The organism is Peterkaempfera bronchialis (assembly GCF_003258605.2).
GTDB classification, from domain to species: domain Bacteria; phylum Actinomycetota; class Actinomycetes; order Streptomycetales; family Streptomycetaceae; genus Peterkaempfera; species Peterkaempfera bronchialis.
On sequence record NZ_CP031264.1, the window covers coordinates 4,004,878 to 4,024,776 of the forward strand.

At 72.4% G+C, this 19,899-nt stretch carries 18 protein-coding genes; 14 read left to right on the top strand and 4 right to left on the bottom strand.

The annotated features are described in order from the left end of the window. The first annotated feature begins 66 nt into the window (after window positions 1-66). The 3 genes from C7M71_RS17860 (at window position 67) to C7M71_RS17870 (ending at window position 2,118) form a co-directional block, all read left to right on the top strand. Complete coding sequence (locus tag C7M71_RS17860; RefSeq protein ID WP_111492337.1) at window positions 67-651, top strand: GNAT family N-acetyltransferase; 585 nt, start codon at window positions 67-69, stop codon at window positions 649-651. A 65-nt stretch (window positions 652-716) separates the two neighbouring features. Then, on the top strand, window positions 717-1,076 hold the full coding sequence (locus C7M71_RS17865; RefSeq protein WP_111492338.1) for a DUF4229 domain-containing protein: 360 nt from the start codon (window positions 717-719) through the stop codon (window positions 1,074-1,076). A 61-nt stretch (window positions 1,077-1,137) separates the two neighbouring features. Continuing rightward, the gene (locus C7M71_RS17870; RefSeq protein ID WP_229758784.1) at window positions 1,138-2,118 is read left to right on the top strand and encodes a LacI family DNA-binding transcriptional regulator; all 981 of its coding nucleotides are present in this window, start codon (window positions 1,138-1,140) and stop codon (window positions 2,116-2,118) included. Window positions 2,119-2,487: 369 nt separating this feature from the next. Here C7M71_RS17870 and C7M71_RS17875 read toward each other — a convergent pair whose 3' ends face one another. Together C7M71_RS17875 and C7M71_RS17880 are read right to left on the bottom strand one after the other, a co-directional pair. Then, entirely contained in the window at window positions 2,488-3,726 is a 1,239-nt protein-coding gene (locus C7M71_RS17875; protein ID WP_111495024.1) for an MFS transporter, read from the bottom strand. Between the two features lie 207 nt (window positions 3,727-3,933). Next, window positions 3,934-4,137 (bottom strand): cold-shock protein, encoded by a 204-nt coding sequence (locus C7M71_RS17880; RefSeq protein WP_111495026.1) that lies wholly within the window; start codon window positions 4,135-4,137, stop codon window positions 3,934-3,936. Window positions 4,138-4,453: 316 nt separating this feature from the next. On the opposite strand from C7M71_RS17880, the gene C7M71_RS17885 reads away from it, so the two are divergent. The 6 genes from C7M71_RS17885 (at window position 4,454) to C7M71_RS17910 (ending at window position 10,769) form a co-directional block, all read left to right on the top strand. Continuing rightward, on the top strand, window positions 4,454-5,329 hold the full coding sequence (locus C7M71_RS17885; protein ID WP_111495028.1) for a menaquinone biosynthetic enzyme MqnA/MqnD family protein: 876 nt from the start codon (window positions 4,454-4,456) through the stop codon (window positions 5,327-5,329). 214 nt (window positions 5,330-5,543) lie between these two features. Continuing rightward, window positions 5,544-7,298 carry a serine/threonine-protein kinase gene (locus C7M71_RS32680; protein ID WP_114914419.1) on the top strand — a complete coding sequence of 585 codons (1,755 nt, stop codon included), beginning with the start codon at window positions 5,544-5,546 and terminating at the stop codon, window positions 7,296-7,298. Between the two features lie 125 nt (window positions 7,299-7,423). Next, the gene (gene mqnC, locus C7M71_RS17895; RefSeq protein WP_229758785.1) at window positions 7,424-8,647 is read left to right on the top strand and encodes a cyclic dehypoxanthinyl futalosine synthase; all 1,224 of its coding nucleotides are present in this window, start codon (window positions 7,424-7,426) and stop codon (window positions 8,645-8,647) included. Between the two features lie 14 nt (window positions 8,648-8,661). Beyond that, the gene (locus tag C7M71_RS17900; RefSeq protein ID WP_114914420.1) at window positions 8,662-9,318 is read left to right on the top strand and encodes an amidohydrolase family protein; all 657 of its coding nucleotides are present in this window, start codon (window positions 8,662-8,664) and stop codon (window positions 9,316-9,318) included. 166 nt (window positions 9,319-9,484) lie between these two features. Then, a complete protein-coding gene (locus C7M71_RS17905) occupies window positions 9,485-10,030 on the top strand; it encodes a DUF3592 domain-containing protein (RefSeq protein ID WP_114914421.1) in 546 nt (181 codons plus the stop codon). 46 nt (window positions 10,031-10,076) lie between these two features. Next, complete coding sequence (locus C7M71_RS17910) at window positions 10,077-10,769, top strand: demethylmenaquinone methyltransferase (protein ID WP_111492401.1); 693 nt, start codon at window positions 10,077-10,079, stop codon at window positions 10,767-10,769. 66 nt (window positions 10,770-10,835) lie between these two features. Here C7M71_RS17910 and C7M71_RS17915 read toward each other — a convergent pair whose 3' ends face one another. After that, a complete protein-coding gene (locus C7M71_RS17915) occupies window positions 10,836-11,978 on the bottom strand; it encodes a cellulose binding domain-containing protein (protein ID WP_111492397.1) in 1,143 nt (380 codons plus the stop codon). A gap of 225 nt (window positions 11,979-12,203) precedes the next feature. Continuing rightward, the gene (locus C7M71_RS17920) at window positions 12,204-14,657 is read right to left on the bottom strand and encodes a lamin tail domain-containing protein (RefSeq protein WP_111492400.1); all 2,454 of its coding nucleotides are present in this window, start codon (window positions 14,655-14,657) and stop codon (window positions 12,204-12,206) included. A 375-nt stretch (window positions 14,658-15,032) separates the two neighbouring features. Here C7M71_RS17920 and C7M71_RS17925 point away from each other — a divergent pair, with 375 nt between their 5' ends. The 5 genes from C7M71_RS17925 (at window position 15,033) to C7M71_RS17945 (ending at window position 19,841) form a co-directional block, all read left to right on the top strand. Beyond that, window positions 15,033-16,352, top strand: coding sequence for a geranylgeranyl reductase family protein (locus tag C7M71_RS17925; RefSeq protein ID WP_111492396.1), 1,320 nt, complete (start codon window positions 15,033-15,035; stop codon window positions 16,350-16,352). A 491-nt stretch (window positions 16,353-16,843) separates the two neighbouring features. After that, window positions 16,844-17,203 carry an NADH-quinone oxidoreductase subunit A gene (locus C7M71_RS17930; RefSeq protein WP_055588767.1) on the top strand — a complete coding sequence of 120 codons (360 nt, stop codon included), beginning with the start codon at window positions 16,844-16,846 and terminating at the stop codon, window positions 17,201-17,203. Window positions 17,204-17,218: 15 nt separating this feature from the next. Further along, window positions 17,219-17,773, top strand: a complete 555-nt coding sequence (locus C7M71_RS17935) for a NuoB/complex I 20 kDa subunit family protein (RefSeq protein WP_111492395.1) — start codon at window positions 17,219-17,221, stop codon at window positions 17,771-17,773. After that, window positions 17,770-18,513 (top strand): NADH-quinone oxidoreductase subunit C, encoded by a 744-nt coding sequence (locus tag C7M71_RS17940; RefSeq protein ID WP_111492394.1) that lies wholly within the window; start codon window positions 17,770-17,772, stop codon window positions 18,511-18,513. The genes C7M71_RS17935 and C7M71_RS17940 overlap by 4 nt, the downstream gene beginning before the upstream one ends. An 8-nt stretch (window positions 18,514-18,521) precedes the next feature. Next, window positions 18,522-19,841 (top strand): NADH-quinone oxidoreductase subunit D, encoded by a 1,320-nt coding sequence (locus C7M71_RS17945; protein ID WP_111492398.1) that lies wholly within the window; start codon window positions 18,522-18,524, stop codon window positions 19,839-19,841. Window positions 19,842-19,899 lie beyond the last annotated feature (58 nt).

Genomic DNA, 19,899 nt, shown 5'->3' on the forward strand with positions numbered 1-19,899 from the left:
CCCCGAGCCCTCCGCGAGGAGAGCCGGGGGCCTGCCCATGCCGGGGAACGCTCTAGGCTCGGGGGAATGGACCTCACCTTCGTCCTCGACCCCGACGTGACCCCCGAGCTGCGCGCCGCCATCACCACCCTGTGGACGGACGTCTCCAACGCCGGCGGCGCCGTCGGCTTCGTCCCGCCCGTCACCGCCGAACGGGTGCGGCCCGTGGCGGACCAGCAGATCGACGGCGTGGTGGACGGCCCCGACCGGCTGCTGCTCGCCCTGGACGACGCCTCCGGGCGGCTCGCCGGAGTGCTCTTCTTCGAGTCCCAGCGGTTCGACCTCATGGAGCACTGGCGGCTGCTGAAGCGCGTCATGGTGCACCCCGACTTCCAGGGCCGGGGCTACGGCGCGGCGCTGCTCGCCGAGGCCGAGCGGGTGGCCCGGGAGTGGGGGCTGGCCGGGCTGAAGCTCACCCTGCGCGGCGGCCTCGGCCTGGAGTCCTTCTACGGCCGCAGCGGATATGTGGAGGCCGGCCGGGTGCCCGGTGCGATCCGGGTCGCCGACGGGGACGACCGCGACGACGTCACCATGTGGCTCGACCTGCGCCGACCGGCGCCGGACGGCACGGCGACCGGCCCTGCCCAGGGGCGCCACGCGGAGCATGCTTGACTTGAGCAGGGGTCGGCCGCCCGGCCGCGCCGCGCGGTATCAGGTACACGAGAGGAAGGCCACCGGTGAGCAAGTCGCACGCCACGCTCCGCTACACATCCCTGAGGGCCGGCATCTTCGCCCTCTGCTTCCTGGTCTGCGTGCTGCTGGCACACTTCGGGATCATCCCCGTGGCCGGGCAGACCGGCTACTTCTTCCTGGTGCTGCTCGCCGCGCTGATCTCGGCGCCGCTCAGCTATGTGCTGCTGAACCGCCAGCGCGACGAGATGTCCGAGCAGATCGTGGGCAAGGTCTCCGGCATGCGTACGCGCACCGCCGAGCGGATCGCCTCGCAGAACGCCGAGGAGGACGCGGTGGACGACGCCAACCGCGCCGGTGCCGCCGCCGCGAACGTGGTCTCCGGCGACCGCCCCGCCTCCGCCTGACCCGCGACCCCTCCCCCCGGTGCAGTCGGCAGCCCAGGACCGCCGCCCCACGGGGCGCGACGTGGCACGCCTGGCGGGCGTGTCGCAGGCCACCGTCTCGCTGGTCTTCTCCGACAGCGGCGGCGCCCACCGCGTCTCCGAGGCCACCCGCGAGCGGGTACGGGACGCCGCCCGCACCCTCGGCTACCGCCCGCACGCGGCCGGCCGCCAACTGCGGCTGGGCCGCACCGGGCTGATCCTGCTGGCCGTACCCAATATCCTCGGCCCGTTCTTCGCCCGGGTGCTGGAGGGCGCCCACGAGGAGGCGGGCGAGCACGGGCTGGCGGTGGTCGTCAGCTCCGGCTGGAGCAGCGCCACCCTCGCCCGCGCCTCCACCACCAGCCAGTTCGACGGCCTGGTGGTCTGCTCGCCCGACGACAGCCAGCTCGGCGAACTGCCCGAGTCCACCCCCGTGGTCTTCCTGGACTCCGACCCCGCCCACGCCCGGGGCGCCGCCCGCCGGCTCACCGTCGAACTGGACGTCGCCGACGGCATGCGCGCCGCCGTGGAACACCTGGCCGCCCTCGGCCACCGCCGCATCGGACATCTGCGCTCCACCCTCTCGGCACACACCTTCCGCTCCCGGCAGGCCGCCTTCGAGGAGGCCGCACACGGCCTGGAGGTGGTCGAGGTGGGGGTCAGCCTCAACGAGGGCCTGGCCGCCGCCCGGGCCGCCGCCCGCACCCTGCTCACCGGCCCGCGCCGCCCGCACGCCGTGATGTGCGACGACGACGTGGTCGCCTCCGGGGTCTACCAGGCGGCGGCCGAGCTGGGGCTGCGCATCCCGGCCGATGTGTCCGTGGTCGGCATGGACAACATCACCGCCGCCGAACTGCTCACCCCGCCCCTCACCACCGTCGACCTCCCCGGCGAACAGCTCGGCCGCCACGGCGTCGCGGCCCTCGCCGCCCTGCTGCGCGGCGAACCCGCCCACGCCCCGGACCCGCTGCCGACGTCCCTGGTGGTGCGCGCCTCCACGGCCGCTGCGGCACCGCTGCGCTGAGGCGTCTGGCCTGGGGGCGGCCGGTCCGGCTTGTTGGTGAGCGCGGTGGCGGCGCGGGGGTGCGGTCGATCAGCTCGTGTGGTGCGGTGCGGGCGGACCTGGGCCCGGAGCAGTCGGCCGAGCGGCGCTGTGCGGGTGTCCTCGGGGGCGTGGTGGTGAGGGGCGGGGTGCGGGCGGTGAGCGGGTCTGCGGGGTGGCTGTGTGCGCGACCAGGGCGTTGGTGAGCGCGGGGGTGCGGTCGATCAGCTCGGGTGGCGCGGGGCGGGCGGACCTGGGCCCGGAGCAGTCGGCCGAGCGGCGCTGTGCGGGTGTCCTCGGGGGCGCGGGGGTGAGCCTGCGGGGTGGCTGGGCTGGGAGCCCTGCGGGTGGCTAGCCCAGGGCCGGGGTGGGGGTGTCCTCGGGGGCTGGGCGGGGGGTGGGGAGGTGTACCGAGGGGGTGCTCGGGGTGAGGCGGCGGCGGGTGGTGAGGAGCAGCAGGGCGCCCGCACAGATGCCGGCCGCGCCGCAGACCGCCGCGGCCCGGAGCGAGCCGTCCACCAGCACGCCGGAGACGGCGGCGCCCGCCGCGTTGCCGGTGGAGATCACGGTGACCAGCCAGGCGAATGCCTCGGTCGTGGTGCCGGGCGGGGCCAGTTCGCCGATCAGGACGAAGGCGGCGGCCAGCAGCGGGGCCAGCCCCAGCCCGGTGAAGAAGGAGAGCACGGTCATCACACCGGGGGCGGGCAGCAGCACGAGCGAGAGGAAGCCCGCCGCCATCACCGAGGCCAGTACCCAGGTACGGGTGGCGACGGCGGCCCGCCAGGGCACCGCGCCGTAGATCAGGGCGCCGACCAGTCCGCCGGAGGCGGCGACCGCCAGCAGGGTCCCGGCGCCGCCCGGCAGCCCGCCGGAGTGGGCCTCGGCGTAGGCGACGTAGAGCACCGCCTGGGAGCCGAGCGCCCAGCCGGCCCCGGCCAGGCCGATCAGCAGCAGGACCAGTCCGGTGGAGCGGAGCGGGCCGAGCAGTCCGGAGCCGGCCTCGCGGGGCGGGGCGGTCCAGCTGCGGGCGGGGGCGGCGGTGGCGACGACCAGCGCCCCGGCCAGGCCCAGCCCGGCGGCGATCCACAGGGCGGCGGTGGGGGAGGCGGCGGCGGCGATCACGGCCACCGCGAGCGGGCCGACGACATAGAGCAGCTGCTGGGCGGCGGAGTCGAAGGCGTAGGCGGTGTCGAGCTGCTTCTCCTCGACGATGTGCGGCCAGAGGGCGCGCAGGCACGGCTCCAGCGGGGGCATCGCCAGCCCGGCGAGCACCGCGCCGCCGAAGGCGGCTGCCGCCTCGCCGGGGGCGACCGCGAGCAGCGCATAGCCGAGGCCCGCGAGGGCGGCGGAGACCAGCAGCACCCGGGGCTGCCCCGCCCGGTCGACCAGCCGGCCGAGCACCGGGCCGCCGATCGCGGCGGCGACCGCATAGGCGGCGGTGACCGCGCCGATCCGGCTGTAGGGGGCGTGGGCCTCGCGCAGGGCCAGCGCGATGACCAGGGCGGTCATCCCGGAGGGGAGGCGGCCGACGAGGGTGCCGACCAGCAGCCGCGCGACATGCGGGCCGCGCAGCAGGGTGAGGTAGCCCACGGCGGGTGCTCTCCTGGGGGCAGAGGGGTGCAAACCCTAGGAAGTTATACGTATAACCTCCAGTCGGTCAAGCCGTCCGGACACAAGGCAGGGGGCCCGTCGCGTACGGATACGCGCGGGCCCCCTTGGGTGGTGCTCGTCGTGGCCACCGAGTGGAGTTCCGGCATGCGCGGGGCGTACCGGGAACTCCGGGCGATCAGAGGATGGTCAGATGACGCTGACGTTCTCGGCCTGCGGGCCCTTCGGGCCCTGGGTCACGTCGAACGACACAGCCTGGTTCTCCTCCAGCGAGCGGAAACCGTTCGCGTTGATGGCGGAGTAGTGGACGAAGACGTCGGGGCCGCCGCCCTCCTGGGCGATGAAGCCGAAGCCCTTCTCGGCGTTGAACCACTTGACGGTTCCGGTCGCCATACCGTTCTCCTTGCGAGGGACGTGAAGGGAACCACACCTCGTGGTCCCCGGTCCGCTGCGCTGATCGCCCTGCCCCCGGAAGTTCATCCGAAGTTTCTGCATAGTGCTGAAAAACTACGAAAAGCCCGCGGTCACATGCTCCGCAGGCTTCAAGTACTGCAAGGGAAATCAAACTGCAACTGCGAGAACCGTAGCACGCACCTTGCGCCCCTGCCAGGGATGACTTACGCGCACGCGGGTGTGTCGCGCCGCTCCGGGAGTCGTCCGCCGGGCCCCCGCGCCGGACGGTTCCAGGGGCCGGGCATAACCTCCGAGAGTGGAAACGACAACTGCCGACGGGGGCCGCCCCGTACCCACGCGGCCCCGGGTGGGCCACATCCAGTTCCTGAACTGCCTTCCCATCTACTGGGGGCTCGCCAGGACCGGAAGCCTGCTCGATCTGGACCTCACCAAGGACACTCCCGAGAAGCTCAGCGACAGACTGGTGACCGGTGAACTCGACATCGGCCCGATCACCTGTGTGGAGTACCTTCGCCACGCCGACGAACTGCTGGTGCTGCCCGATATCGCGGTCGGCAGCGACGGGCCCGTGATGTCGTGCGTGATCGTCAGCCAGGTGCCGCTGGCCGAGCTGGACGGGCGCCGGGTCGCCCTCGGTTCCACCAGCCGCACCTCGGTACGGCTGGCGCAACTGCTGCTGGAGGAGCGCGAGGGGGTGCGCCCCGAGTACTTCAGCTGCCCGCCCGACCTGGCCGAGATGATGCGCGAGGCCGACGCCGCCGTGCTGATCGGCGATGCGGCGCTGCGGGCCAACCTCTATGAGGCGCCCCGGCTGGGCCTGGAGGTGCACGACCTGGGCGCCATGTGGAAGGAGTGGACCGGCCTGCCCTTCGTCTTCGCGCTCTGGGCGGTGCGGCGCGACTTCGCCGAGCGGGAGCCGGAGGCGGTGCGCGAGGTGCACCGGGCGTTTCTGGACTCCCGTGACCTGTCGATGGAGGAGGCGCCCAAGGTGGCCGAGCAGGCTGCCCGCTGGGAGGCTTTCGACGCCGAGGTGCTGGAGCGGTACTTCACCGGCGCGCTGGACTTCTCCCTCGGCGGCGGGCAGTTGGCCGGGATCGCCGAGTTCGCCCGCCGGGTCGGCCGGGACAGCGGCTTCCCGCCGGATGTGCGGGTACGGCTGCTGGACGGCTGACGGCTGACGGCGGCCGGTATCACCGTTCCGCAGCAGCCGGGCCACAGCCGGGGAACCGGCGCTTGGCCGATGGCGGGCCCGGGTACCGTGGCGGGGAGCCCCCGGGGCCCTGGCAGGCAGCGCCGCCGGGGTCCCGCCGGCGGCAGGGGCGGCAGGGCCGCAGGGGCGGCAAGGCCGGCAGGGGCTTGCAGGGCGGCAGGGAAGGGGACGGGCCATGGAACCGCTGGGGGCGGACGACCCGCGGCAGGTCGGCGGCTACCGGCTGCTGCGGCGGCTGGGTGCGGGCGGGATGGGCCGGGTCTACCTGGGCCGTACCGGGGGCGGCCGGACCGTCGCGGTGAAGGTGGTGCGCTCCGACCTGGCCGACGACGGCGAGTTCCGGGCCCGCTTCCGGCAGGAGGTGGCGGCGGCCCGCCGGGTCGGCGGGGCGTGGACGGCGCCGGTCCTGGACGCCGACACCGAGGGCCCCCGGCCCTGGGTGGCCACCGGCTATGTCGCCGGACCGGCCCTGGACGCGGCCGTCAGGGAGACCGGGCCGCTGCCCGAGCAGACGGTGCGGGCGCTGGGCGCCGGGCTCGCCGAGGCGCTGGGCGCGGTGCACGCCACCGGGCTGGTGCACCGCGACGTCAAGCCCTCCAATGTGCTGCTGGCGCTGGACGGTCCGCGCCTGATCGACTTCGGCATCGCCCGCGCGCTGGACGCGGCCACCGCGCTCACCCGGTCCGGCTATGTGGTCGGCTCGCCCGGCTATATGTCCCCCGAGCAGGCGGGCGGCCATGAGGCGGGCCCGGCGAGCGACGTCTTCTCGCTGGGCGCCGTGCTGGCGTACGCGGCCACCGGGGTCCCGCCGTTCGGCGAGGGCGTGAGCGCGGCGGTGCTGCTCTACCGGGTGGTACACGAGCGGCCGGGCCTGGGCGCCCTGGACGGCCCGCTGCGGCAGGTCGTGGAGGCGTGCCTGGCCAAGGAGGCGGCGGCGCGGCCGACCCCCGACGCACTGCGGGAGGCGCTGGCCGCCGGCGGGGAGACGGTACGGCTGCTGCGCGACGGCTGGCTGCCGGCGGCCCTTTCGGCGGCGGTGGGGCGGCGCGCGGTGGAGCTGCTGGACCTGGAGGGCGAGGCGGCCGAGCAGGCCCCCGCGCCCTGGGACGCACCGGGCACCGGGACGGACGGCTCCGGGGTCTCGGCGGCCTCCGGGTCGTTCGGGCCGCCGCCCGAGGGATGGGTGCCCACCCGGCCGCTGGGCGGCGGCGCCCCGCCCGCCGAGGCCACCGGCGTGCCCACCGCCGTGTCGGACGCCGTACCGGACGCCGTACCCGGGCAGAGACCCCGGGCCGGGCGCTGGGGGCCGGGCGCCAGGACGGCCGCCGCCGTCGGGGCGCTGCTGCTCATCGGCGGCGCCACCGCACTGGTCCTGCGGCTGGCGGACGGCGGGAAGGAGACCCCGTCCGGCGGCTCCGGCGCCGCCGCCACCGGGCAGGTCACCCCGGCCGGGGGGTCGGACACCGCCACCACCACCGGGCAGACGACGCCGTCCGGGGAGCCCTCCACCACCGAGACCGGGGAGGAGACCCCGTCCGGGGAGCCCTCCACCACCGCCACCGGGAAGCAGGACGGGCAGGTGCCCGCCGCCCTGCTCGGCAGGTGGAGCGGCGACATCACCACCAAGCTGGTGCCGCTCTCCAGCACCTTCGAGGTGACGGTACGGCAGGGAGCCAAGGGCGCCGTGGTCACCGAATCCCGCAACAACTCCCAGCTGACCAAGGGAAGTTACTGCCTCGGCCAGGGAACGCTGCTCTCCGTGGGGCCCCGCCGGATCGTGGTTCGGGAGGAGCCCTCCGGCGGCAACACCAGCTGCACCACCACCCCCGAGACGCAGACCTACACCCTCAACGACGACGGCACCCTGCACCTGGAGGTCGCCGACGCATCGGGGACCGACCCCTCCGGAGACCTGGCCCGGCAGGGCTGACCGGCGCCCCGGGCGGGCGTGATCGGGGGCGGGCGTGATCGGGGGCGCGGAAGACGCTGGCGTAGGCTGGTCCGGCGGTCTGCCGGCCGTACCAACCACGACCCGTTTGTAGGAAAGGACGCCAGGTGTCCGAGCCCGCAGTGCCCCTCGCCGCACCCTCCGGGAACGACCTCCAGTCCGTCCTCGACCGCGCGGCGGCCGGCGGCCGGATCACCCCCGAAGAGGCGCTCGACCTCTACCGGCACGCCCCCCTGCACGCCCTGGGCTCGGCCGCCGACGCCGCGCGGCGGCGGCGCTATGCGGGCACGGAGCACATCGCGACGTACATCATCGAGCGGAACATCAACTACACCAACGTCTGTGTGACGGCGTGCAAGTTCTGCGCGTTCTATGCGCCGCCGAAGAGCGACAAGGGGTGGTCGCGGGATCTGGAGGAGATCCTGCGGCGGTGTGCGGAGACCGTGGAGCTGGGCGGCACCCAGATCATGTTCCAGGGCGGCCACCACCCGGACTACGGGGTGGAGTACTACGAGGAGCACTTCTCCGCGATCAAGGCCGCGTACCCGCAGCTGGTGATCCACTCGCTGGGCGCCTCCGAGGTGGAGCACATGGCGCGGATCTCCAAGGTGAGCGTGGAGGAGGCGATCTCCCGCATCCACGCCGCCGGGCTGGACTCCTTCGCCGGAGCCGGGGCCGAGCTGCTGCCGGAGCGCCCCCGCAAGGCCATCGCGCCGCTGAAGGAGTCCGGGGAGCGCTGGCTGGAGATCATGGAGACCGCCCACAACCTGGGCGTGGAGTCCACCACCACCATGCTGATGGGCACCGGCGAGACCAACGCCGAGCGGATCGAGCACCTGCGGATGATCCGCGACGTGCAGGACCGCACCGGCGGGTTCCGCGCCTTCATCCCGTACACCTACCAGCCGCAGAACAACCACCTCAAGGGCCGCACCCAGGCCACGGTCTTCGAGTACCTGCGGATCATCGCGGTGGCGCGGCTCTTCCTGGACAACGTCGCCCACATCCAGGGCTCCTGGCTGACCACCGGCAAGGAGGCCGGCCAGCTCACCCTGCACTACGGCGCCGACGACCTCGGCTCGGTGATGCTGGAGGAGAACGTCGTCTCCTCGGCCGGCGCCAAGCACCGCTCCAACCTGCTGGAGCTCATCCACCTGATCCGCGCCGCCGGCCGCACCCCCGCCCAGCGCGCCACCACCTACGAGCACCTCGCCGTCCACGACGACCCCGCCAACGACCCCGTCGACGCCCGGGTCGCCTCCCACATCGCCTCCACCGCCATCGAAGGCGGCACCGCCCACCCCGAGTTGACGATCCTCGCGGCCAACTGACCGGCGAGCGAACCGTGATCGTCCTGCACCGCGCCGACCTGGTGCTGCCCGTCGCCGCCCCGCCGCTCGCCGACGGGGCGGTGGCGGTGCGGGACGGCCGGATCGCCGCCGTCGGCCCGTACCGGGAGCTGGCCGCCGCCCACCCCGCCGCCCGGGTCCGCGCCTGGGGCGGGGTGCTGACCCCCGGCCTGCGCACCCCGTACGGCCGCCCGCTGCTGGAGCACGCGTACCACCCCGACCCCCGCGAGGCCGAAGAGCTCGGCACCGAACCGCTCACCGGCCCGGCCCTGGCGGCGCTCGCCATGGACGACACCCGCTGGGGCGCCTCCGCCCGCCGGGGGCTCCAGCGGATGCTGGCGCACGGCACCACGGCGCTCAGCGGCCCATTCGAACGGGCCCCCGTACGGACCGCCGTCGCCCGCTCCGGCCTGGCCGTGGTCCCGCCGCCCGCCACCGACCCTGGGGAGCCCGGCTTCGACCTGCTGCGGGCGGGCCTTGGGACGGGGCTGGAGGCGGCCGTGCACGGCCCGCTGGCCCCCGGCGCCCGCGCCGACCTGGCGGTCTTCGCGGTGGACCCGGACGGCGACCCCGAGGCCGCCCTGCGCCGCCGAGGGGCGGGCGGCTGCATCGCCACCGTACTGGCCGGACGGCTGGTCCACCGGCGCCGCTGAACACCCCCGCCCGGGGTCGAACTCACGCGCCGTCGGCCGGGGTTGTGCCCGACCGGCCGTGACCTGGAGGGCCCCGGGCCGCTACGATCCCGCTCAACCGCCGTTCCCACGGCGGGCAGTCCTCCGAGTCCGTCCCCCATGCCCCTCGGGGCAGCAAGCAGGAACGATGCGATCCGAGTCCGTCCCCCGGATCGGCCGCGGCTGGTACGTGGTCGCCGTGCTCAGCGCCGTCCTGGCGCTCGGCATGGGCGTGCTCGGCTGGCGCCAGCTGAACCAGGCCGACCGCATCGCCGCGGACCCCGTGAAGGCGCAGGGCACCGTCACCCGGCTCGCGGCCGGTACCGCCACCTACAGCCAGGTCGACTACACCGCCGACGGCCGCACCCTGCACGCCGCCGACCTCCGGCTGCCCGAGGACGCCGCCGTGGGCGACCCGATCTGCCTGGAGTACGCCAAGGCCGACCCCGGCGCGGTACGGGTCTGCGGCCAGCGCTACCCGCAGCCGGCCGGCGTGGGCCTGGCCCAGACCAGCGTGCCGGTGGGGCTCGGCCTCCTGGTGGTCTGCCTGCTGCGCATCCGCCGCCACCGCCGCGCCCTGGCGGTGCGGGGCGGAGCCGTCCGCACCACCGCCGTCTTCGCCTCCGAGGGCGTGGCCGCCGCCGCGCCGAGGACCCGGCGGCGGCGTCGCGGCGGGCGCCGCGCGCGCCGCTGAGACCCGCCTGCCGCACGGCCCGGCCGCGCGGTGAAGAATGGGTCCCGTGACCCGAGCTTCCCTGGACAAGCAGCCGCATGAAGTCGCCGCGATGTTCGACGGCGTGGCGGCCAACTACGACCTGACCAACGATGTGCTCTCGCTGGGCCAGGCCCGGGCGTGGCGGCGGGCCGTGGCCCGGGCGGTGGACGTCCGCCCCGGCGACCGGGTGCTGGACCTGGGCGCCGGCACCGGCACCTCCTCGCTGCCGTTCGCGGCGGCGGGTGCCCGGGTGGTGCCCTGCGACTTCTCGCTGGGAATGCTCACCGAGGGCAAGCGCCGCCACCCGCGACTGCCGCTGACGGCGGGCGACGCGACCCGGCTGCCCTTCGCCAACGACTCCTTCGACGTGGTCACCATCTCCTTCGCGCTGCGCAACGTCCAGGACACCGACGCCGCGCTGCGCGAGATGCTGCGGGTGACCCGGCCCGGCGGCCGGGTGGTGATCTGCGAGTTCTCCAGCCCGACCTGGGCGCCCTTCCGCACCGTGTACACCGAGTACCTGATGCGGGCGCTGCCGCAGGTGGCCACCGCCGTCAGCAGCAACCCGGACGCCTATGTCTACCTCGCCGAGTCCATCCGGGCCTGGCCCGACCAGCCGGCGCTGGCCGCCAGGCTCCAGCAGGCCGGTTGGGGCGAGGTCGCCTGGCGCAATCTGACCGGTGGCATCGTCGCCCTGCACCGGGGCACCAAGATCTGAACACCCGTGGCCGGGCCGCCTCATGAGCAGGCGGTCCGGCCACGGGGTGGCTCTGCCGGGGTCGGTTCAGGACGCGGTGCAGCTGAGCGTCGGGGTGCCCGGGGTGCCGCCGGTGGACCCGAGGAAGCCGAACGACGTGGAGGTGCCCGCCGCCAGCGCGCCGTTCCAGCCCACATCGGTGACGGTGTTGGTGGAGCCGCTGGTGGTCAGCGTGCCGTTCCAGATCTGGGTGATCTTCTCTCCGCCGGAGAAGGACATGGTCACCTTCCAGTGGGAGATCGACGCGGTGCCGCTGTTGCGCACCGCCACCTCGCCCTGGAAGCCGCCCTGCCAGCTCCCCACCGTCGTGTACGACGCCGCGCAGCCGGACCCGGCCGGCGGCGGGCTGGTGGGCGGCTGGGTGGTCGGAGGCTTGCTGGTGGGCGGCTGGCTGGTCGGGGGCTGGCTGGTGGGCGGCTGGCTGGTCGGAGGCTGGCTGGTGGGCGGCTGGGTGGGCGTGGTCCCGCTCAGGGCGGCGGCCAGCGCCGGGTACCAGCGGTCGGAGATCTTGACGATGCCGGTGTCATTGGGGTGCACCCCGTCACCGGTGTCGGTGGCGGTGTTGAAGCCCGTCCACTGGTCCACCACCGTGATCGGCGACTTGGCGGTGGTCTTGCCCGCCGCCCAGGCGGGGATGCGGGCGTTGAGGTCCTTCACCCGCTGCGCGCACTCCGGGCAGGTGCTGGGGTTCATTGGGATGATCTGGGCGACCAGCACCTTCATGTTGGGGTTGGACGCCCGCATCTGGTCGACCAGGGTGCTGTAGGCGGCCAGGATCTGGTCCGGGGAGCGGTTGCTCCAGACGTCATTGGTGCCGAAGTGCATGACAACGATGTCGGGATGCGTGGCCGAGAGCCACCCCGGGAGCTGGTTCTGGTCGGCGACCGTGGTCACCAGGGCGCCGCCGTGCCCCTCGTTGTCGCCGTCGTACGGCACCGAGCAGCCCTGCGGGCCCAGGGTGCCGACAAAGTCGATGTTGGTGTAGCCGTTCTGCTGGAGCTTGTTCCAGAGCAGCGCCCGCCAGCAGCCCGGTGAACCCGTGATGGAGTCGCCCAGCGGCATGATCCGGATCGGGGTGGCGGCTGCGGCCGGCCGTACCACCACCAGGGCGAGCACGACGGCCAGTACGGCCAGCAGTGTGCCCAGGATGTTCTTTCTCGTGAGGCTCATGGTGCCCTTTCGCCTGTGTCTGTCGCCGGGCCCGCCGGGGGCGGCCCGGGCAGCCGCGGCACAGGAACGGGAGCGCTCCCACGACGGCCCGGATCGCCCAGCAGCGACCCGCAGCCGGTACCGCCCTCATGAACCCATCACGGGTACTCGCGCGTCAAGAGATATGCAGAGAGCCCGCCCGTCCCCGCTGTACTCGGCGCGGGGACGGGCGGGCCTGCACCAGCGTTACGGCTTCAGCCGCAGCACCTGCGGGTCGTGGTCGCTGGTCTGGTCGGCGAACTCCGAGTTGATGTGCACGACCTCGTACTTCACGTGGTCGAGCATGCTCGGGTTGACCAGGATGTGGTCCAGCACCTGCGAGTTGCCCTGGAAGACGTAGGAGTAGCGCTCCTCCTTGGGCAGCGTGTTGATCATGTCGGTGAGCACCGTGCCGTTACCGGTCAGGGTGGTCAGCGCGGGGGAGAACTGGTAGTCGTTGAAGTCGCCCAGGGAGACGATGAGGGCCTTGGAGTCGGCGGCCTCCAGCTTCTTGACGAAGGCGTTCTCCAGCGCAGCCTGCTTCATGCGCTGCACCTCGGAGCTGCGCTGGGCCGGCTGGACGCGGCCGGCGATGTTCTGGTCGCCGCCCTTGCTGTTGAAGTGGTTGGCGATCACGAAGATCGTCTTGTTGTCCCTGGTGAGGAACTGGCCCACCAGCGGCTTGCGGCTGCTGTTCCATGCCTCGTCGGTCGGGGAGATCCGTCCGGGCGAGATGGTCAGCGCGGTCTTGTTGTTCTTGCCGGTGACGTCCACGGCGGTGGTGGCGCTGCCGCCCGGCCAGTCGACAAAGCTGACCTGCGTCGGGTCGAACAGGAAGACGGTGCGGATGTTGCCACCCGGCTGGCCGCCGTCCTTGTCGTTCACCGGGCTGATCTGGCGCCAGGAGTACTGCGGGCCGCCGGCCGCGGCGATTGCGGCGGTGAGCTTGGTCAGCGTCTTGTCGGCGTCCACGGTGCCGTCGTCGACCGCGCCGCTGTTGTCCTGGATCTCCTCCACGCCGACGATGGCGGGCGAGCGCAGATTGCTGACCAGGCCCGTGGCGAGCCGGTCGAACTTGGACTGCGCGTCGCTCGGGGCGAGGTTCTCCACGTTGTACGTGGCGATGGCGATCTCGTTGGACTTCGGCGCGGTGGCGACCTGCGGCTTGAGGCCGTTGTCCACGTGGGTGCCGAGGGTGCGGGCCTCCACGATGTAGGTGCCGGCGAACTGGCTGTAGTCCAGCGGACCCTCGGTGACGCCCTTGAGGGTGTCGCCCACGTTCGCCATCGGGAAGGCGTCCGTGGTGTTCATCGCCTGCACCTGGAGGCGGGTGGAGTTGGGGTCGTCGTACGACGGGTAGTAGGTGCCGCCGCGCTTGGTCTTGTTGTGGCCGGGGTCGACGGTGACCCACAGCTCCTTGTAACCGTCCGTGGCGCCGACCACGCGGGTGTCGGAGATCTGGACGTTCATGCCCTCAAGCGACTCGTACAGGTCCAGGGCGTAGGCGGTCGGCTGGAGGTCGGAGTACTCGATGCTGCCGTTGCCGTCCGCCGGGGGCGACCAGTCGGCGGGGATGTTCTTCTTGGTGAGGACGACCGGGGCGGGCAGCGCGTTGCCGCTGGAGATCACGGTGACGATCGGCTTGATGATCTCGGTGATCGACTGGATGCCGGTGTCGTAGCCGCCCGGGTAGTACTCGGAGACCACACCGGACACGGTGACGCTGTCGCCGACCTTCACCGTGGGGGTGGAGCTGGTGTAGACGAAGATGCCCTCGCTGGTGCGGGGGTCCTTGTCCGGGTGCGGGTCCTGCATCCAGAAGCCCTTGGACGTGGACGAGGTGCTGGTGGTGCGGACACCGGTGACGATGCCGGTCACCCCGGTGACGTCCTTGGTGGCGAGCGGCGACCGCCGGGTGGTGCCCTGGATGTCGTGGATCTTCGCCTGGACCGCATCGGCGGGGGGCGTGGGCGTCGCGGTCGGGGTCGGCGTCGCGGTCGGCGTCGGGGTCGGCGTCGGGGTGGAGTCGCCGCCGCCGGTGCTGCCGGAGTTCTCCGGGGTGGGCGTGCCTGCGGCGAAGTCGGCCGCGTTGTCGTCGGTGTCCACCAGGGTCCTGCGGGCGACCGAGTCGGTGTTGCTCGCCCCGGCGGCCGGGCCGGAGCCCTCGCGGACCACCGCGGTGCCGTAGCCGACCAGGTCCTTGATGCGGCCGTCGGCGGCGCAGTCGGCGGCGGTGAGGCAGGTCAGCGGGTCGCTGCCGCTGACCAGCGCGACGGTGCCGGTGGTGCCCGACATGTTGATGGTGCCGGTGACGTCCGGGGTGGGCAGCGCGGTGCTGCCGCCGGTGCCGGCGGCCTCGGCGACCAGGTAGCGGCCGTTCCCGGCGAGCGCGCCGGTGAGTCTGGTGACCTGCCACTTGGTGGTCGGGCCGGGGCTGCCGGAGAGGTACTGCACGCTGTAGCCGGAGAGGTCCAGCGCGGCGGAGCCGGCGTTGGCCAGCTCGATGAAGTCGTTGGTGTACGTGGCGCCGGAGTTGCCGCCGCCCCCGTACACCTCGGCTATCACGGCATCGGCGGACGGCGCGGCGAACGCGGTGTGCACGCCCACCCCCGCCAGCACGATCGAGCCGGTGATCGCGATCGGGACCAGCCGCCTGCGCAGCCGGGCGGGGCGGGGCGCTGCGGGACGGGAGTGCGTGTCTGCGTCGGGGGTCTGCGACACCGGAGGGGTCTCCTTCTGGGACGGGCGATGCGTCAGAACGGGCACACGGATGCGCGCCAGACCCCACCGCTGTCCTCGGTGGGGACTGGCGTGCCCGGCTCAAGATACGCGCGTAGAACGCCGCCGCAGAAGGGTCGTCGAGGTTAAATCTCGGTGACCACCCGAGGCCCCTTCACCGATGGCGCAGCGCATCGCGTGCGCCGCCCCACCGGCTCTGCTGCCCGGCCGGGTATTCGGGGGACCGGGCCCATAGACTGCTCAGGTCCGGTCCCGGACCGGGCCCGCATCAGCCGAGAGCAGCCAGGAGTGCCGACCGTGACCGAGACCGCAGCTGCCGACGCCGCCGCCGCGAAGCCGAGCGAGCCCGTCGAGGGCAGCGCCGACGTGATCGTGGTGGGCGCCGGACCCGCCGGGGCGACGACCGCGTACCACCTGGCCAGGGCCGGCCTGGATGTGCTGCTGCTGGAGAAGTCGTCCTTCCCCCGGGAGAAGGTCTGCGGCGACGGCCTCACCCCGCGCGCGGTCAAGCAGCTGGTGGAGATGGGCATCGACGTCTCCGAGGGCGCCGGCTGGCTGCACAACAAGGGGCTGCGGATCATCGGCGGCGGGGTGCGCCTGGAGCTGGACTGGCCGGATCTGGCGTCCTTCCCCGACTACGGCCTGGTCCGCAAGCGCGCCGACTTCGACGAACTGCTGGCCCGTCAGGCCGAGAAGGCCGGGGCGCGGCTGTATGAGCGGGCCAATGTCAGCGGCCCGCTGCTGGACGACCGTACGGGCCGGATCACCGGTGTGACCGCCAAGTTGGGCGAGGAGAAGCGGCCGGTGGTCTTCACCGCCCCGCTGGTGATCGCGGCGGACGGCAACTCCACCCGGCTGTCGCTGGCCATGGGCCTGCACCGGCGCGAGGACCGGCCGATGGGCGTCGCCTACCGGACGTACTTCACCAGCCCCCGCCACGACGACGACTACCTGGAGTCCTGGCTGGAGCTGTGGGACCGCCGCCACGGCCAGGCGACCCTGATGCCCGGCTACGGCTGGATCTTCGGCATGGGCGACGGCACCAGCAATGTCGGCCTGGGCCTGCTGAACACCACCTCGTCCTTCGGCGAGATCGACTACCGCGAGCTGCTGAAGTCCTGGTGCGCCAATATGCCGGCGGAGTGGGGCTACACCCCGGAGAACATGACCGAGCCGATCCGGGGCGCGGCGCTGCCGATGGCCTTCAACCGGCAGCCCCACTACACCCGGGGCATGCTGCTGGTCGGCGACGCGGGCGGCATGGTCAACCCCTTCAACGGGGAGGGCATCGCCTACGCCATGGAGTCCGGGAAGATCGCCGCCGAGGTGGTCGTGCAGGCGCACGCCCGGGTCACCGAGGCGGGCCGGGAGCGCGCCCTCCAGGCGTATCCGCGGGTCCTCAAGGACGTCTACGGCGGCTACTACACGCTCGGTCGTGCGTTTGTGAAACTGATCGGCAACCCCAAGGTGATGCGGCTGGCCACCGAGCGCGGCCTGACCCACCCGATGCTGATGAGGTTCGTCCTCAAGCTGCTGGCCAACCTCACCGACCCGCAGGGCGGCGACGCCATGGACCGCATCATCAACGGCCTCGCCAAGGTGGCGCCCAACGCCTGACCCCCCTGCCGCACCCCCTGCCCGACGCTGCCGCGCCTCCCCCGGAGGTGCGGCAGTCGTCGTATGCGCGCGGATTCACAAGGGCCGGCGGGCGGCCGGTCCGAGGGGGGTCAAGCACGGTCCGCTCCGCCCACCCCGGGAGGGTGAGGCCGGCTAGCACGCACCCCACCGGGCCTCAAATTTGCTCTGGGATGGAATCGCCTGATAACGCCACAAGCCCTGGAGCAGGGCTTTCATCCGGGCCCGTGACCGTAAGGGATCGATCGAACGCGCACTGTGTCCACTCCCTGACCGGTGTTACTTCATGATCATTCATCAGGTGGCGTAGATCACAAAGAGTGTGAGTGACCCCGTGTCGCAGATCACATGCGTACGGGCATAGGATGCAGCCGAATCGGGGTTTGTGAACTGCCTCACATGAGGTGATCACCGACCCGGAACCGAACGGTCCGTATGCAGTCAGGGACGACTTGCGGAGGGAGCGGGAGCGTATGAACGCTTACGCGCCGATCCTCGTACTCGGTGCCATCGCGGCGGCATTCGCGGTGGGATCCATCGTGATGGCCTCACTCACCGGCCCCAAGCGCTACAACAGGGCCAAGCTTGAGGCCTACGAATGCGGGATCGAGCCCACCCCGCAACCGGCCGGCGGCGGTCGGTTCCCGATCAAGTACTACCTCACGGCGATGCTCTTCATCGTCTTCGACATCGAGATCGTCTTCCTCTACCCGTGGGCGGTCAGCTTCGACGCCCTGGGGATCTTCGGGCTGGTCGAGATGCTGCTCTTCATCGCCACCGTCTTCGTCGCCTACGCCTATGTGTGGCGGCGCGGCGGTCTTGAGTGGGACTAGCTGAGAGGCATTCAGATGGGTATCGAGGAGAAACTGCCGAGCGGCTTCCTGCTCACCACCGTGGAGACCGCCGCCGGGTGGGTGCGCAAGTCGTCACTCTTCCCCGCCACCTTCGGTCTGGCCTGCTGCGCCATCGAGATGATGACCACGGGCGCGGGCCGGTACGACCTGGCGAGGTTCGGCATGGAGGTCTTCCGGGGCTCGCCCCGGCAGGCCGACCTGATGATCGTCGCCGGGCGGGTCAGCCAGAAGATGGCCCCGGTGCTGCGCCAGGTCTATGACCAGATGGCCAACCCCAAGTGGGTCATCTCGATGGGCGTCTGCGCCTCGTCGGGCGGCATGTTCAACAACTACGCGATCGTCCAGGGCGTCGACCACATCGTGCCCGTCGACATCTACCTGCCGGGCTGCCCGCCGCGGCCGGAGATGCTGATGGACGCGATCCTCAAGCTCCACGACAAGATCCAGCACGAGAAGCTGGGTGTGAACCGCCTCCGGGCGGAGGAGCAGGCGGAGCAGGCGGCGCTCCAGGCGGTCCCGACGATCGAGATGAAGGGGCTGCTGCGGTGAGCGGCATCAACGGAGACCACGGCACAAACGGTTCTCTTCCCGCCCCCCGTGGTGAGAACGGCAAGGACGAGGCCATCGGCGTCCGCCGGGGCATGTTCGGCACCAAGGGCACCGGCGACACCTCCGGCTTCGGGCGGCTGATCGCGCCGATCACGCTGCCGGGCGGCAGTACGCGCCCGTACGGCGGCTGGTTCGACGAGGTCGCCGACGAGCTCGAAGGCGCGCTGGAGGAGCAGGCCGAGGCCGGTCGCGGCGTCGGCCCCGCCGAGGCGGTCGAGAAGACCGTCGTCGACCGTGGCGAGCTGACCTTCCACATCCGCCGCGAGCACCTGCTCCAGGTGGCCAGGACGCTCCGGGACGACCCGGCGCTCCGCTTCGAGCTCTGCCTCGGCGTGAGCGGCGTCCACTACCCCGGCGACCAGGGCCGCGAGCTGCACGCGGTCTACCCGCTGCGGTCGATCACCCACGGCCGGCTGATCCGGCTGGAGGTCTCGGCGCCCGACGCGGACCCGCACATCCCGTCCACGGTCGCGATCTACCCGACCAACGACTGGCACGAGCGGGAGGCGTACGACTTCTTCGGCATCGTCTTCGACGGCCACCCGGCGCTCACCCGGATCATGATGCCGGACGACTGGCTGGGCCACCCGCAGCGCAAGGACTACCCGCTCGGCGGCATTCCCGTCGAGTACAAGGGCGCCCAGATCCCGGCTCCCGACCAGCGGAGGTCGTACTCCTGATGACCGACATGTACGCAGAGGCAGGGGCCCGGGAGACCACCGAGGGGCGGGTCTTCACGGTCACCGGCGGCGACTGGGACGAGATCGTGGCGGCCGCCGGCAAGGCGGACGACGAGCGGATCATCGTCAACATGGGCCCCCAGCACCCGTCCACCCACGGTGTGCTCCGCCTCATCCTGGAGATCGACGGCGAGACGGTGACCGAGGCCCGCTGCGGCATCGGCTACCTGCACACCGGCATCGAGAAGAACCTCGAATTCCGCAACTGGACGCAGGGCACCACCTTCGTCACGCGCATGGACTACCTCACGCCGCTCTTCAATGAGACGGCGTACTGCCTCGCCGTGGAGAAGCTGCTCGGCATCACCGACCAGATCCCGGACCGCGCCACCGTCATCCGGGTGCTGATGATGGAGCTCAACCGGATCGCCTCGCACCTGGTCTGCCTGGCCACCGGCGGCATGGAGATCGGCTCCACCACGCTGATGATCTACGGCTTCCGGGACCGCGAGATCATCCTGGACATCTTCGAGCTGGTCACCGGCCTGCGGATGAACCACGCCTACGTCCGCCCCGGCGGCCTCGCCCAGGACCTGCCGTCCGGCGCGATCGACCAGGTCCGCGAGGGCATCAAGCTGCTGCGGTCCCGGATGCCCGAGTACGACAAGCTCGCCACCGACAACCCGGTCTTCAAGGCCCGCCTGGTCGACGTCGGCCACCTGGACCTGGCCGGCTGCATGGCGCTGGGCGTCACCGGGCCGATCCTGCGCTCCACCGGCCTGCCGCACGACCTGCGCAAGTCCGACCCCTACTGCGGCTACGAGACCTACGACTTCGAGGTCGCCACCGCCGACAGCTGCGACTCCTACGGCCGGTTCCTGATCCGGCTGGAGGAGATGCGGCAGTCGCTGCGGATCGTCGAGCAGTGCCTGGAGCGGCTGGAGCCCGGCCCGGTGATGGTCGCCGACAAGAAGATCGCCTGGCCCGCGCAGCTCGCCATCGGGCCCGACGGCATGGGCAACTCGCTGGACCACATCCGGAACATCATGGGCACCTCCATGGAGGCCCTGATCCACCACTTCAAGCTCGTGACCGAGGGCTTCCGGGTCCCGGCCGGGCAGGCGTACGCCGCCGTCGAGTCGCCCAAGGGCGAACTCGGCGTGCACGCGGTGAGCGACGGCGGTACGCGGCCGTTCCGGGTCCACTTCCGGGACCCGTCGTTCACCAACCTGCAATCCATGGCAGCGATGTGCGAAGGCGGCCAGGTCGCCGATGTGATCGTCGCCGTGGCCGGTATCGACCCGGTGATGGGAGGCGTGGACCGGTGACGGCACACGAGACTCAGCCAGTATCACAGTCCGTGGGGCCCCAGCCCGTGGGGCTGGG

What these genes read in the sequence shown, in the direction of transcription:
- C7M71_RS17860 (WP_111492337.1), top strand. Translation starts at nt 67, where the DNA reads ATGGACCTCACCTTCGTCCTCGACCCCGACGTGACCCCCGAGCTGCGC.
- C7M71_RS17880 (WP_111495026.1), bottom strand. Translation starts at nt 4,137, where the DNA reads ATGGCGACCGGAACCGTCAAGTGGTTCAACGCCGAGAAGGGCTTCGGC.
- C7M71_RS32680 (WP_114914419.1), top strand. Translation starts at nt 5,544, where the DNA reads ATGGAACCGCTGGGGGCGGACGACCCGCGGCAGGTCGGCGGCTACCGG.
- C7M71_RS17905 (WP_114914421.1), top strand. Translation starts at nt 9,485, where the DNA reads ATGCGATCCGAGTCCGTCCCCCGGATCGGCCGCGGCTGGTACGTGGTC.
- C7M71_RS17915 (WP_111492397.1), bottom strand. Translation starts at nt 11,978, where the DNA reads ATGAGCCTCACGAGAAAGAACATCCTGGGCACACTGCTGGCCGTACTG.
- C7M71_RS17930 (WP_055588767.1), top strand. Translation starts at nt 16,844, where the DNA reads ATGAACGCTTACGCGCCGATCCTCGTACTCGGTGCCATCGCGGCGGCA.
- C7M71_RS17935 (WP_111492395.1), top strand. Translation starts at nt 17,219, where the DNA reads ATGGGTATCGAGGAGAAACTGCCGAGCGGCTTCCTGCTCACCACCGTG.
- C7M71_RS17945 (WP_111492398.1), top strand. Translation starts at nt 18,522, where the DNA reads ATGTACGCAGAGGCAGGGGCCCGGGAGACCACCGAGGGGCGGGTCTTC.